This window comes from Brenneria goodwinii (assembly GCF_002291445.1).
Classification (GTDB): Bacteria; Pseudomonadota; Gammaproteobacteria; order Enterobacterales; family Enterobacteriaceae; genus Brenneria; species Brenneria goodwinii.
The window spans coordinates 4,193,123-4,206,722 of the sequence record NZ_CP014137.1 but is presented as its reverse complement, the minus strand read 5'-3'; the positions used below and the strand labels follow the sequence as shown (position 1 = coordinate 4,206,722).

12 protein-coding genes are annotated in these 13,600 nt (G+C 50.3%); 3 read left to right on the top strand and 9 right to left on the bottom strand.

Going from position 1 to position 13,600, the window contains the following annotated elements:
- Window positions 1-18: 18 nt before the first annotated feature.
- The 7 genes from atpI to ravA form a co-directional block, all read right to left on the bottom strand.
- The gene (gene atpI / locus ACN28R_RS18650) at window positions 19-402 is read right to left on the bottom strand and encodes a F0F1 ATP synthase subunit I (protein WP_095835848.1); all 384 of its coding nucleotides are present in this window, start codon (window positions 400-402) and stop codon (window positions 19-21) included.
- 624 nt (window positions 403-1,026) lie between these two features.
- Window positions 1,027-1,647: a 16S rRNA (guanine(527)-N(7))-methyltransferase RsmG gene (gene rsmG, locus ACN28R_RS18645; RefSeq protein WP_095835179.1), complete on the bottom strand. Its 621-nt coding sequence runs from the start codon at window positions 1,645-1,647 to the stop codon at window positions 1,027-1,029.
- 91 nt (window positions 1,648-1,738) lie between these two features.
- Window positions 1,739-3,628: a tRNA uridine-5-carboxymethylaminomethyl(34) synthesis enzyme MnmG gene (mnmG, locus tag ACN28R_RS18640; RefSeq protein WP_048636780.1), complete on the bottom strand. Its 1,890-nt coding sequence runs from the start codon at window positions 3,626-3,628 to the stop codon at window positions 1,739-1,741.
- 390 nt (window positions 3,629-4,018) lie between these two features.
- Window positions 4,019-4,462 (bottom strand): FMN-binding protein MioC, encoded by a 444-nt coding sequence (gene mioC, locus ACN28R_RS18635; protein WP_095835178.1) that lies wholly within the window; start codon window positions 4,460-4,462, stop codon window positions 4,019-4,021.
- 89 nt (window positions 4,463-4,551) lie between these two features.
- Window positions 4,552-5,013 (bottom strand): transcriptional regulator AsnC, encoded by a 462-nt coding sequence (asnC, locus tag ACN28R_RS18630; protein WP_048636778.1) that lies wholly within the window; start codon window positions 5,011-5,013, stop codon window positions 4,552-4,554.
- A 179-nt stretch (window positions 5,014-5,192) separates the two neighbouring features.
- Complete coding sequence (viaA, locus tag ACN28R_RS18625; protein WP_095835177.1) at window positions 5,193-6,662, bottom strand: ATPase RavA stimulator ViaA; 1,470 nt, start codon at window positions 6,660-6,662, stop codon at window positions 5,193-5,195.
- Window positions 6,663-6,668: 6 nt separating this feature from the next.
- A complete protein-coding gene (gene ravA / locus ACN28R_RS18620) occupies window positions 6,669-8,165 on the bottom strand; it encodes an ATPase RavA (RefSeq protein WP_048636776.1) in 1,497 nt (498 codons plus the stop codon).
- A gap of 261 nt (window positions 8,166-8,426) precedes the next feature.
- Here ravA and kup point away from each other — a divergent pair, with 261 nt between their 5' ends.
- Window positions 8,427-10,295, top strand: coding sequence for a low affinity potassium transporter Kup (kup, locus tag ACN28R_RS18615; RefSeq protein ID WP_095835176.1), 1,869 nt, complete (start codon window positions 8,427-8,429; stop codon window positions 10,293-10,295).
- Between the two features lie 31 nt (window positions 10,296-10,326).
- Here kup and qseC read toward each other — a convergent pair whose 3' ends face one another.
- Window positions 10,327-11,676, bottom strand: a complete 1,350-nt coding sequence (qseC, locus tag ACN28R_RS18610; protein ID WP_048636774.1) for a quorum sensing histidine kinase QseC — start codon at window positions 11,674-11,676, stop codon at window positions 10,327-10,329.
- Entirely contained in the window at window positions 11,673-12,335 is a 663-nt protein-coding gene (gene qseB / locus ACN28R_RS18605; RefSeq protein ID WP_048636773.1) for a quorum sensing response regulator transcription factor QseB, read from the bottom strand. Before qseB ends, qseC begins: the two co-directional genes overlap by 4 nt.
- A 209-nt stretch (window positions 12,336-12,544) precedes the next feature.
- Between qseB and ACN28R_RS18600 the strand changes: the two genes are divergently transcribed.
- Window positions 12,545-12,937: a YgiW/YdeI family stress tolerance OB fold protein gene (locus ACN28R_RS18600; RefSeq protein ID WP_048636772.1), complete on the top strand. Its 393-nt coding sequence runs from the start codon at window positions 12,545-12,547 to the stop codon at window positions 12,935-12,937.
- A gap of 242 nt (window positions 12,938-13,179) precedes the next feature.
- Window positions 13,180-13,599: a D-ribose pyranase gene (rbsD, locus tag ACN28R_RS18595; protein ID WP_095835175.1), complete on the top strand. Its 420-nt coding sequence runs from the start codon at window positions 13,180-13,182 to the stop codon at window positions 13,597-13,599.
- Window position 13,600: the final 1 nt, after the last annotated feature.

Here is a 13,600-nt window from a genome sequence, read left to right as displayed (position 1 = left end):
TCTCTTACCCTTTTGTTGTTAATTACGGTAACGGTTAACGATGGCCGGTGCCACTATCTGCATAACCAGCACCGATAAATAAGTCAGGCCAAGCGGAAAAAAAGCCGCTTTGAACATCCCTAACGCTACCACCAATAGTGCAATGGTGATCAATACCTTAAGCGCCTCACCAATAGCAAACGACCAGGCAACGCGTCCATCTGCTGGTTTATTTGACTGATGACGCAAGGTAAACAGCACAAACAAGACGTTTGGCAGCCAAGCCGCCAGCCCGCCACCCAACGCGGAACACCCGGCCTCAACGCTGCGAGCAGCAAACGCCGCGCTCAGCAGAACAAAGGTGGCTAGCTGCAACAACAACAGCCTCAGCGCTGTTTTTCCGCTGTAAAGGGACACAGACATAACGTTTGTTTTCTCCGTACCTTTCAGAGGCATGCTGAAGACGTATAAAACTGCCTTTATACCCTTGAGTCAAGCAGCAAAAAACGAGCAAATTATACGGGGCATCCCTGCGAATTCAATCGATAAGTAGCGAAAAGGTGAACAATTATTTAAATCTCTTTCCAAAACCTCATTTTCGCTAACAACCCTACTTGCATCGATGTATTGCAATTAATTTCTAAAGCCGCCTAAACCGTGATCTATCTCACATAAACGCGTTGCTTAACATTTTATAGCGGATAGCATCATTTCTTGTCTTTAGCAGAGAGAGCTATTTATGTTATTTAAATTCAATTAGTTAAAAAAACAGTCATCGAAAACATGTCATACACAGCGTATAAACCATTTGTTGACATTATTAATGTTTTTACTTTACCTGTTTAACAAACAAATCAGCGTGATTTTTGTGAGCAGCCAACTTTTTGATCGATGATCATGAATGTTGAAAGTAAATTTTTCAAAAGCAAAACAGGCATATGTGAAATATTGGTGATCGTTAACCCTCAAAGCACACTTAGAACCACCAGGAATGTGAATAACCGATAACAAGATAATTAGTTATAATTTTTTTGATAAAACGCAAAATTAATTTGGTTTAAGCACAATCAGATGACGCTCGCCTTCCAGTTCCGGCACCGACAAACTAATCGCCTGCTCTAACTCGATCCCCTGCGGCAGCGACGCAAGCTCTTCTTCTGGCAATACGCCTTTCAGGGCATAGAAGCGACCGGACGATCTGGCAGGGAGATGGCGACACCACTTAACCATATCCTGTAGAGAAGCGAATGCCCGACTGATAATACCATCAAAGGGGGGGTCGGCGGGAAAATCTTCGACGCGGCTTTGTACCGGCGAAATATTCTCAAGCCGCAGCTCGTGCTGGACCTGACGCAGAAAGCGAACGCGTTTTCCCAGGCTGTCGAGCAGCGTAAAATGCGACCCGGGACGGACTATCGCCAATGGGATCCCCGGTAATCCGGGCCCGGTTCCCACATCGATAAACCGTTGCCCCTGCAAATGGGGCTCGACCACGATACTGTCCATAATGTGTCTGACAAGCATTTGCCCGGGATCGCGGACGGATGTCAGGTTATAGGCCTTATTCCACTTATTCAGCATCTCAACATATTGTATTAATAAGTTTTTTTGTTTATCTGAGATAACAATGCCGGCGGTTTTCAGCAGATTATCGAGAGTGTTGTGCACAATAAGATCCTGGAATTGTTTATGTGAATATCAAACTGGCGGCGGCAAGTATCCCGTCATTCCCGCCCCAGAGAGATAAGGTAACGCCAACTCAGGCGCTGCGGCGCAGCAGACCTTGTTTTTTCAACCATACCAACAGGATAGAGATCGCCGCGGGCGTAATACCGGAAATACGCGAAGCCTGGCCGATCGACCCGGGTTTATGATCGTTAAGTTTGGCGATCACTTCATTAGACAGCCCATTGACCTGGCGATAATCCAGATCGGCAGGCAGAAGCGTATTCTCGTTCCGCAGCTGTTTCTCGATCTCGTCCTGCTGACGGGCGATATACCCTTCGTATTTAACCTGAATTTCAACCTGTTCGGCGGCCTGTTCGTCCGTTAAAGCCGGGGCGAATAACGGCAGTTTAGTGAGCATGGCATAGTCGACTTCCGGACGACGCAGCAGCTCTTCGCCGTTTGATTCACGTGAAAGCGGCGTTTTCAACAACGTATTGACCTGCTCCAGGTGTTCCGATTGCGGATGAATTCGGATATCACGTAAACGCTGACGTTCTTTTTCAATGCGTTCCAGCTTCTCATTGAAACGCGCCCAACGATAGTCGTCCACCATGCCCAGTTCGCGACCGATTTCCGTCAAACGCAAGTCGGCATTGTCTTCCCGCAACATCAGGCGGTATTCGGCACGGGAGGTAAACATACGGTAGGGTTCTTTGGTTCCCAGCGTACAGAGATCGTCCACCAGCACCCCCAGATAGGCTTGATCGCGACGCGGCGACCAACCTTCCTGTTCGAACGCCAGGCGAGCGGCATTTAAGCCCGCCAGCATTCCCTGAGCCGCGGCTTCTTCATAGCCGGTGGTGCCGTTAATCTGGCCCGCAAAGAACAGACCGTGGATAAACTTGTTCTCCAGCGTATTTTTTAAATCCCGCGGATCGAAGAAATCGTACTCAATGGCATAACCAGGACGAACGATACGCGCATTTTCCATCCCGGTCATGGAGCGTACGATCTGCCATTGCACATCAAACGGCAGGCTGGTTGAAATGCCATTGGGATAAATTTCATTGCTGGTCAGCCCTTCAGGCTCCAGGAAGATCTGGTGCGAATTGCGATCGGCAAAGCGCATCACCTTATCTTCGATAGAAGGGCAGTAACGGGGGCCGATCCCTTCGATGATCCCGGCGTACATCGGGCTGCGATCCAGGTTATTACGGATCACGTCATGGGTTTTTTCATTGGTGTGCGTGATGTAACAAGGCATTTGCGCCGGATGCTGGCTCGCCTGTCCCAGGAATGAAAACACCGGCATGGGATCGTCGCCATGCTGCTGCTTCAGTACGCTAAAATCGATGGTTCTGGCGTCGATACGCGGCGGCGTACCGGTTTTCAGGCGATTAACCCGCAGCGGTAGCTCACGCAGGCGCCGCGCCAGCGGAATGGAGGGCGGATCGCCAGCGCGTCCGCCACTGTAGTTATCCAGACCAATATGAATTTTACCGTCAAGAAAAGTCCCTACGGTCAACACGATGGCTTTTGCCCGGAATTTTAATCCCATCTGGGTAACCGCACCCACCACCCGATCGTTTTCAACGATAAGATCGTCCACCGCTTGTTGGAAGATCGTCAAATTAGGTTGGTTTTCCAGTGCGGTACGGATCGCTTGCCGATACAGAACGCGATCCGCCTGAGCGCGTGTAGCACGAACCGCCGGTCCTTTACTGATGTTTAGTATCCTAAACTGAATACCGGCCTGGTCGACGGCGCGCGCCATCAGTCCGCCCATGGCATCGATCTCTTTAACCAGATGACCTTTCCCAATACCGCCAACCGCCGGGTTACAAGACATTTGTCCCAGCGTATCGATATTGTGCGTCAGCAAAAGGGTTTGTCTTCCCATACGGGCGGAAGCCATTGCCGCTTCCGTACCGGCATGACCGCCACCGATCACGATGACGTCAAAAGGATCTGGATAAAACATGGTACTGCTCCTCGCATGGTTGCGAATGAATAGTTACGAACGATCGTTGCTAGCTTGGGGTGGTGGATTCTACTCAACTTTAAGCAAACCACCAAGTCGCCTGGATCGTTGCTAATTAAAGAAAGATCTTTTTATTTAAAGATCTCTTTATTAGATCTCTTATTAGGATCGACGATCCATGTGGATAAGTGATTATTCGTATTAAGGATCAACGGATTAATAAAGATCATTAGCTGTGAATGATCGGTGATCCTGCATCGTATAAGCTGGGATCTTAATGGCTACTTATACACAGGACAAAAAACAATCAGCGGTTGTTATTGGGATAACTACCGCTTTAACACCGGAATTAAGCATAGTTATCCACATTCAACTGCTGAATATTTCGCCTTAATTGAGTAAATTAATCCAGGATCCCAACCATTCTTCCGCGGGATCCTCTGGAATTTCGTGTTGGGTAATGTCTATCCGCAGTATTTCGCCGATCCTTTTTGCACCAAGCTGGCTGAGAATTCGATCCACGGTGAGGATCGCGCCACAAAACGTATCGTACTCTTTACTGCCGATGCCGATCGCGCCGAAACTTACTTGAGAAAGATCGGGTTTCTGCTGTTCCAACTGTTCAAATAAAGGTTGCAGATTGTCCGGCAGTTCACCCGCTCCGTGAGTTGATGTGACCACCAACCATAAACCGCTATCCGGCAGCTCATTGAGCTCGGGACCGTGCAGCATTTCAGTGGAGAAGTTTTCCTTTTCCAGTATTTCGGCTAAATGCTCCGCCACGTATTCGGCGCTGCCCAGGGTACTGCCGCTGATTAGCGTAATGTCCGCCATACACCATCCCACCTGATAAAAGACGGGTCATTGTACGCTGTGATCAGGCTGGGATCTACCTGTGGATAATAGGGGTATAGAAAAATGGATTAGGGCGCGATCGTCCGCATAATGGGGTTTTGCAGGGAGATCAGCGTCTCAGTGGACTGTATTTCATCAATTGTTTGGATCTTGTTGATAAGTACATGTTGCAGGGCGTCGATCGAGCGGCACATGACTTTAATAAAAATGCTGTAATGGCCGGTGGTGTAATAGGCTTCCACCACTTCTTCCAGGTTATTCAACTTTTCCAGCGCCGACGGATAGTCTTTGGCGCTTTTCAGAATAATGCCAATAAAGCAACACACGTCATATCCCAGTCGTTTTGGACTGACATCCAGCCGTGTACCGATGATGATCCCCGCCTGTTTCATCTTTTCCACCCTGACATGGATGGTTCCGGGACTGACGGAAAACTGTTTCGCCAGTTCGGCATAGGGCGTTCTGGCGTTATCCATTAACGCCGAGAGTATCCCGCGATCGAGATTATCGATCTGATAAGTTTCCGACATGTTTTCTCCTTAAATTTTCATTTAATACCGTTATAAGGTGCTGGATTGACCGTTAAAGGGCAACTTGCGTAGAAGAATCTCAATCAAGAATACCGTTTATACGCTGATTCAGATAGCGCTGTCATCTCTCAAACAGCAGGGGGCCGGCATCTCTCAGCCGTTTGGTGGGTAGGGGAAAGTTAACCGTGCCGCCAACGCCGTATCAATCGGCTTTTTAAACCGGTATCAAAGCGCCAGATATGATCGAAAATGCGCATAATGCCGGGTTTGCCGTGATCGGACATCGCTACGGCATGAAAACGGTGCTGTAGCTGTTTCTGACGCTGTTTGACTTTATTGATCACCTCATCCGGCAGGCGCTGGGCAATAAAATCGGAAATAACGACGGCGTCGGCATCGTGCCACTGTTTGTCGTCCATCTTATCCAGCAGCGCGGATAAACAGGCGCTCAAATCCGTTCCGCCGCGGAATGTCTGGCTTAGGAAGCGAACCGCTTGTTCGAGTCCGTTTTCGCCGGTCAGTTCGTATTTCACGATGCCGGTTGAAAACAGCATGATGTAACAACGGCGATTGTCAGCCAGGGCCACGCGCAATAGCGCCAGACAGAAGGCTTTCGCACAGCGTTCGTTAAATCCGCCCATAGAGCCAGATGTATCAACACAGACAATAAACGGCCCGCGCGGCTGTTGTTCGTTTTGTTGGTGAATTACCGGCCGTTCGCTGACTTTTTCGCGCCAGTTTTCGCCCTGCAAACGGTAAGTCAACAGACGATGCTCCAGTAATCGGCGATAGAATTCATATTCCAGTTCACCGATGTTCATTGAAGCCATCTCCACCGGTAATAAACGCAGGATGTCATCGCTTTGATGAATGCCGCTGACTTGTTCGGGAACGGTTTCTGGTTCGCGAACCATCACCCGGAAGGTCTCTTTCGGCGCGTCCTGACTTAGAATGGATTTTGTCTCTCGGCTGCGTCCCAGGCGTTCGGCCAGGCGCTGTAATGTGGGCTGTCGTTGCAGGAAGGCGCCAAAATCCAGCAGGATTTGGCTATCGGTACGAATCAGTTGCCCGGCGCTGAGATCCCACAGCCTTCCAGCCGCATGTTCATTCTCCGCCAGAATGGGCTCCAGTTTGCCGCTCAGCGTTAGTCGTTGCTGTAGTTCATCCAGCAGACTCTCCCGTTCCTGCTCCATTATCTGATGGTGCAGGGAAACGGTTTGCAGCGTCAGGCTCAGCCGCCAGCGTTGCAGAAACAGCGCCTGTAATCCGCTGCTGATCTTTTGCCCTAAGGTGAACTCCGGTTGGTGTACCAACTGGTCGGCCTGGGTCAGAAATGGCGATTCAACCGTACTGAGCATTTCCATGATCCGAGGCAGGCGAGTCTGAAATGCCTGATGGTCGGTGGTTTGGGCACGCTGATAGCATCCGAACTCCGTTTCCAGCTCCGGGGGCGCCTGAGTACTGTGCAGTCGCTGCTTTAAGGTTTCTTTCCAGATAGGGATATCGTTAAGCAGAGCGGACTTTAGTCTGGGAGATTTTTCAAAGAAAACCGCCAACTGCGGAGTAGACAAAAGCGTCACTATCATATCGTCCAATAGTTCGTTTTCGTCTATCGACAGGAGTATTTCCAATGATTCCAGCGTGATCATAGGCGTTTAATCCAGCTCTGATTGCTGAATTTGTTCAGCTACGTGTTGCAGGCTGGATTCGATTTTTGCCAGCCATTCTCCAGGCACGAACAGACAGGGCTGATGCCGATTGAATAAACGCCGTTGTTCACGCAATTGAATTTTCAGATTTTCATATTCATCCACGAGTTCGGCCGGTAGTACGCTGTTACGCTTTTCCGGCAGTGACAGGATGGATGATTGCAGGCTGATATCGCGGATAGTCAGATGATGGCGTTCGTCCACCACCAGATCCAGACGTTGGGTAAAACCGATGCCATTCAGTTTTCCGCGAATTTCCCCCCCTTTTTGCAGCCAGTTCTGCAGGGCATTTTTATCAATGACCAGATGAGTGACGTCGATGTCGTTAAGCACTAACGGCCGTTGCAGAACCAGACCGATCGAATCTGCGCTCAGCGTCTCCGGCAGGGAATAGTGGTATTTCCTGCCTAAAAAGTGGCCGTGTTTTTCCAGCGTCAGTGCCTGTAACTCGCTCTGCTGCATCTGATATTGCTGACGCTTCATATTTAGCTGTTGTAATCGAAACAGCAGACTCTTTTGTTGATAAGCCTGCTCGGTTACCAGCTGTTCGAGCTGTTGCTCCACCAGAACCAGGGTATCTCTGTCGTGCCAGAGACAATCCTTCAGCAAAATGATATCCACCGGGGTGATGCTTTCCCGCCCGCTGAAAAAAGCGCAGGCCTGAAGTAAACGCAGCGCCTTTTTCCAGCGTCGGTCAGAGATATAGGGCGCCTGCTCCAGGGTATCGAGCTTCTGACGTAGTTGATAAATCAGTTCAAAGCCGTTTTCCGGCAGGGAAATCTGATCAATCTCTTTTTGCCACTGCTGGTATTCTTCATCGCTGACGCTAACGGACGGGCTGACGGGGTTGTCATGGGCGCTACCGTTATTCACCAGCAGGGCGCGGAAATTATGCTTCTCCTGTACCCGGTCCAACCACAGGCGAATGAGCATTCGGTCATACAGGGCTTCCAGACTGCTGTCTGCTTCGGGCAATTCATTGGAAGCGGTAACCAGAAGACGCATTGGTATGGGATCTTCACTGTTGCCGTTGCGGAAACGACGCTCGTTAATGGCGGTCAGTAACGTGTTTAATATGGCCGGGCCGGCTTTCCAGATTTCATCCAGAAAGACAATCTCCGCTTCCGGCAGGTAGCCTTCGGTTAATCGCTGGTAACGGCCTTCATCTTTTAATGCCTGAATAGACAACGGACCGAACACTTCTTCGGGCGTGGAAAAGCGCGTCATCAGGTACTCAAAAGCATTCGCATGACGAAAAGCGAATTTAAGACGTCGGGCGATCATGCTTTTGGCGATGCCCGGCGGCCCCAGCAGAAAAACGCTTTCCCCGCTTAATGCGGCCAGTAAGCACAGGCGAATAGCATGTTGCCGTTCATACAGGCCATGCTCCAGCGCATTACTGAGGCGCGAAATTCTCTCAGCCAAAGTGGCGGATTGAACCATAATTAGTCAATCATTCCCGTGGTTTCATAAGCATAAAAACAATACTAATAATAAACGGCAGATCACATTTTTTTATTAGCAATAATTAGCAGATTATCGACCCTTCCGGGTTGGTTAATCAATAAACGACCTTTTTCAGGATGTTTCGTAATCAATATAAAAATAGGTTTTTGCTGCTATTTGTGCATACTGTGCGTTTTTGAGCGGATAGAAATTGAATATCAATATTCGCTAACAGATTGATAAAAGAAGATAAGTTTTATGAGCTCAGAACATAAACGTTCGCTTCCGGCCGTCACGCTGGCAGCGATAGGGGTGGTTTACGGAGATATAGGAACCAGCCCGCTTTATACGCTAAGGGAGTGCTTATCTGGGCAGTTTGGTTTTGGTGTTGAACCAGACTCCGTATTTGGTTTTCTTTCTTTGATCTTTTGGCTATTGATCATTGTCGTCTCTCTGAAGTATCTGGCTTATGTCATGCGAGCCGATAACGCCGGTGAAGGCGGTATCCTCACGCTGATGTCGCTGGCCGGGCGTAATACCTCTTATCGAATGACGTCGATATTGGTCATTATGGGGCTGATTGGCGGCAGTTTTTTCTATGGCGAGGTGGTCATCACGCCGGCAATATCGGTGATGTCTGCAATAGAGGGGATTGAAATCGTCGCGCCGTCGATGGATCACTATATCGTTCCGGCATCGATTGTCGTGCTGACATTACTGTTTATTATTCAGAAGCATGGTACCGGCAGCGTAGGAAAACTGTTTGCGCCGGTCATGATGCTCTGGTTTCTTACGCTGGCGGTGCTGGGCGCGCGGAGCATCATTGCCAACCCGCAAGTGCTGCATGCGCTGAATCCGATGTGGGCCATCCACTTCTTTATTGAATATAAAATGGTGGCGTTTTTTGCACTGGGGGCGGTGGTGCTGGCTATTACCGGCGTAGAGGCGCTGTATGCGGATATGGGGCACTTCGGCAAGTTTCCTATTCGTCTGGCCTGGTTTACCGTCGTCCTTCCCTCGCTGGTGCTCAATTATTTTGGTCAGGGCGCTCTATTACTTAAAAATCCGGATGCGATTAAAAACCCCTTCTTTCTATTGGCGCCCAACTGGGCGTTGATTCCATTGCTGGTGTTGGCGACGCTGGCGACGATTATTGCATCACAGGCGGTAATTTCGGGCGTATTTTCACTCACCCGTCAGGCGGTGCGCCTGGGATATCTTCCCCCCATGCGTATTGTGCATACGTCCGATATGGAGTCTGGCCAGATTTATATCCCGTCGATTAACTGGCTGTTATACGTTGCCGTGGTGATCGTGATCGCCAGCTTTGAACATTCAAGCAACCTGGCCGCGGCGTACGGTATCGCGGTAACCGGGACCATGGTGTTGACCAGTATCCTATCTTGTACCGTGGCAATACATAATTGGCACTGGCATCGCTACCTGGTGTGGATACTGCTGATCGGACTGTTGCTGATTGATGTGCCGATGTTTTTAGCCAACGTGATGAAAATATTCTCGGGAGGCTGGTTGCCGCTGACGCTGGGAATGGTGATGTTTATCGTCATGACTACCTGGAAAAGCGAACGATTCAGACTGTTGCGGCGCCTGAATGAACATGGCAATTCACTGGACGCCATGATCGCCTCATTAGAGAAAAATCCCCCGTTAAAAGTACCCGGAACGGCGGTTTATCTGTCGCGGGCCACACATGTTATCCCGTTTGCGCTGTTGCACAACCTGAAACATAACAAGATATTGCATGAACGGGTGGTGCTGCTGACCATGAAAAACGAGGATGCGCCCTATGTGCTTAATGCGCGCCGGGTCTCGGTGGAACAGCTTTCACCCACATTCTGGCGCGTTATCGCCAACTATGGCTGGCGTGAAACGCCTAACGTAGAAGAGGTATTCCATCGTTGTTGGCAGGATGGGTTAACCTGCGAGATGTTGGAAACCTCATTCTTTATGTCCAACGAGTCGCTGACGATGGGCAAACGCCCGTGGTATCTGTGTATACGCGGCAAACTGTTTATGATGCTTAGTCGTAATGCGCTGCGGGCGGCCGATCAGTTTGAAATACCCCCTAACCGGCTGATTGAACTTGGTATTCAGGTAGAGATTTAGCAACCGATAAGGCCAGCGGCGTTTTTAGCTCTTACCAGCTTACCGCCGCTTCCAGTCCGCCTTTGGGGCGATTGCTTAGATGAACCTGCATGCCATGCAGACGGGCGATATTATTCACGATGGATAGCCCTAAACCGCTGCCGGATTTTTCCTGTCCCGGGGGGCGAAAAAAACGCTCGCCGACTCGCGCCAGCGCCTCACGGCTGAGGCCTGGCCCATCATCGAGAACCTGGATATTTCGCGCCGAGAGCTTCAGTTTTATCGTTCCGCCCTTATGACTGTAGCGGATGGCGTTATCCAGCAGATTACGAATCAGCACCGCCATCAGTAATGGATGGCCCTGGATGACAACGGGCTCGTTCGGGATATCCAGCATCAGTTCAATGCCCGCCGCGTGCGCTTTCCGGTAATGGTCGACAACCATTTGTTGCAGCAGATCTTGTAACTGAACGGGCCGCTGTTCGTTAACGAAGGATTGAGAATCCAGCCGGGAAAGCGTTAACAGTTGATCCACCAGCCGCGTGGCGCGATCTATTCCTTCGTCCAGATTATTCAGCGCCCGACGACGTACGATCTCGTCGTCATCGGACAACTGCGCCAGTTCCGTCTGCACCTTCAGGGCCGCCAGCGGGCTGCGCAACTCATGGGCGGCATCGGAGGTAAAGCGACGCTCGCGCAACAGCATGTCGCTGATGCGGGTAAACAGGTTGTTCAGCTCATTGACCAGCGGCAGAACTTCCTTGGGTATCGCGCGGGTATCAAGCGGCGCGTCCTCTTCAGGAGGACGCCGGCTAAGCTGTCTGGCGATGAGCTTAAGCGGCGACAGTTCACGGGAAATCAGCCAGAACATCAGTAGCAGCATAACCGGCAGGGCAAATAGCCAGGGCATGAGATTAGTCTTTACGATATCCAGAACCCTATCCCGACGGTATTCCCATTCCTGCCCGACAACGACGATATAGCGGTTATCTTCCGTCGCCAGCCATACCATACGCCATTTATCATCATCGTCGCGCAGCCTGCCGTCGATAAACCCATTTTGCGAGTAGTTAAAGATGAAATCTTTACCGTTCTCGCCATCATTCAGCACCATCCGGCCATCCCGGGTGAATAGCGCAAAGGCCAGCGCATCTTCTTCCTGATTGCCTCGATGATGGCGCGCCAGCTTTTTGGTTTTCGGCAGTGACTGGGGATTGGCGCTTAACTCTTTGGGATTTACAGTGGCCAGCCGTTTGGCAAATAGCATTTGCTGGGTGTCGAACAGTTCATTAATCGTATGGCGTGTTTGATGCCAGGACAGGAGTCCGGCGATCCCCCAACAGACCAGCGTCAGCAAAATAAATCCGATAGCCAGCCGCAGGCGCAGGCTGAGAGACTTCATGACGCCTCTCCCAGAATATAGCCGACGCCGTGTACCGTGCGGATGAAGCCGCTGCCCAGCTTTTTGCGTAAATGATGAATATGCACTTCGACAGCGTTGCTGGATACGTCATCATCCCAGCCATACAGTTTTTCTTCCAACTGCGCGCGCGTCAATACGCGGCCGGGATTCATCAGGAACAGTTCAAGCAGCGCCAACTCGCGGGATTTAAGCACCTGCGGTTCGTTGTTTAAAGTTACGGTACGAGATCCTAGCTCAAGCGATACGGCGCCATGCGTCAGTACGGGCTGAAGCTGTCCGTGCCGACGACGGATCAGCGCTTGTAGGCGCGCGGCGACCTCCGTCAGGGCAAAGGGTTTACTCAGATAGTCGTCAGCGCCCTGTTGCAACCCCTCAACGCGCTGCTCCAATGCGTCTCGGGCGGTGAGGACCAGTACCGGTTCATCGTGTTTGGCCTGGCGCCATTGCCGCAGAATATCCAACCCGTCTATTTCCGGCAGGCTGAGATCGAGCACCACCGCATCATAAGGCGCCGCGTCTATGGCCGCGGCGCCTTCTTTACCTTGCGTAAACCAGTCAACATTAAAACCAAGTTTGGTTAGTCCGGCTTTTAGCCCGTCGCCAATCAGGCGATCGTCTTCGATTAACAAAATTCTCATGGCTGCTCCATGCATTCTTGTCTTGGGTTTTTATACGAAATAGCGTGACGGCATGTACAGGTAAAATCGCCAGAATCGGGCAATAACGACAAGATAAACAAATAAAATCACCGGCGGCCATTTCTTAAGATGCTGTTAAGAACCGTTTGTTTTAATGCTGCCTGAAAACTGAACTACGATGAAAATACATGGAATAAGGAAGGTAGAGCATGAAAAAAACAATCGCACTTTTCGCCATTACGGCCCTGATTTCCGCACCGGTCTTTGCCGCCCAGACGGGAGGACTGGTCAGCCCTGATTCTTCGGTTGCCAGCGCGCCGCAAGGCGGATTTTCCGGCCCCAATAGCAGCGCGACGACGGTAGACAAGGCTCTGGAAATGAAAGATGACAGTTGGATCACCCTGACAGGTAATATAGAACAACGCATTGGCAATGATGACTATCTGTTCCGTGACGCGACGGGCACGATAAGAGTGGAGATCGATCATAAGCGTTGGAACGGACAGACCGTTTCTCCCACGGACAAGGTTGAAATTCAGGGGGAGTTGGATAAAGACTTCAACTCCGTTGAGCTGGAAGTAAAACATATCCGCAAGCTTTGAACATAAGGTTTAAACGATAGCGCCGGGCGGGCGAGAGTCCGCCTTTTACATCGATTTTCTTTTCGGCCGTGGTCTTTATCCGCATTTCTGCGCTGTTTTTTACCGTCCTATGTTCTTTTCTTGTTTTATGTGAGCGAAACGTTTCGATGGCGATCACACTTTCGCTATGTCGCCTTTGCCTTTCCTTACTCTCTTTTTCTACACTCTTTACCAGCGAAACGTTTCGCTGGTGGAGTGAATCGATGAAAAAAGCCGTATTGCTGAATGCTGATATTTCTTCCGTGATTTCCCGTTTGGGCCATACCGATCGGGTCGTGATTGGTGATGCAGGCTTACCTATTCCTGATACGACAGTGCGAATCGATATGGCATTGACTCACAACGTTCCAACCTTTTTGCAGGTTGTGGCGGCCGTCACCAGTGAGATGCAGGTCGAGGCCGCTATTGTTGCGGAAGAAATGGCGGAAAAAAATCCGACGCTCCATAACGCGTTACTCGATCAATTAAAACATCTTGAGATACACCAGGGAAACTCAATCGAATTGCATTATGTCAGCCATGAGGATTTTAAAATTCAAAGCGGAAAAAGCCGGGCTATCATTCGCAGCGGGGAATGTTCCCCGTATGCCAATGTCATCCTTTGCGCTGGCGTAACGTTCTGAG

Coding starts and splice junctions, on each gene's coding strand:
- ACN28R_RS18600 (WP_048636772.1), top strand. CDS start 12,545: ATGAAAAAAACAATCGCACTTTTCGCCATTACGGCCCTGATTTCCGCA.
- mioC (WP_095835178.1), bottom strand. CDS start 4,462: ATGGCGGACATTACGCTAATCAGCGGCAGTACCCTGGGCAGCGCCGAA.
- qseB (WP_048636773.1), bottom strand. CDS start 12,335: ATGAGAATTTTGTTAATCGAAGACGATCGCCTGATTGGCGACGGGCTA.
- atpI (WP_095835848.1), bottom strand. CDS start 402: ATGTCTGTGTCCCTTTACAGCGGAAAAACAGCGCTGAGGCTGTTGTTG.
- rbsD (WP_095835175.1), top strand. CDS start 13,180: ATGAAAAAAGCCGTATTGCTGAATGCTGATATTTCTTCCGTGATTTCC.
- asnC (WP_048636778.1), bottom strand. CDS start 5,013: ATGTCGGAAACTTATCAGATCGATAATCTCGATCGCGGGATACTCTCG.
- ravA (WP_048636776.1), bottom strand. CDS start 8,165: ATGGTTCAATCCGCCACTTTGGCTGAGAGAATTTCGCGCCTCAGTAAT.
- qseC (WP_048636774.1), bottom strand. CDS start 11,676: ATGAAGTCTCTCAGCCTGCGCCTGCGGCTGGCTATCGGATTTATTTTG.
- mnmG (WP_048636780.1), bottom strand. CDS start 3,628: ATGTTTTATCCAGATCCTTTTGACGTCATCGTGATCGGTGGCGGTCAT.
- kup (WP_095835176.1), top strand. CDS start 8,427: ATGAGCTCAGAACATAAACGTTCGCTTCCGGCCGTCACGCTGGCAGCG.
- viaA (WP_095835177.1), bottom strand. CDS start 6,662: ATGATCACGCTGGAATCATTGGAAATACTCCTGTCGATAGACGAAAAC.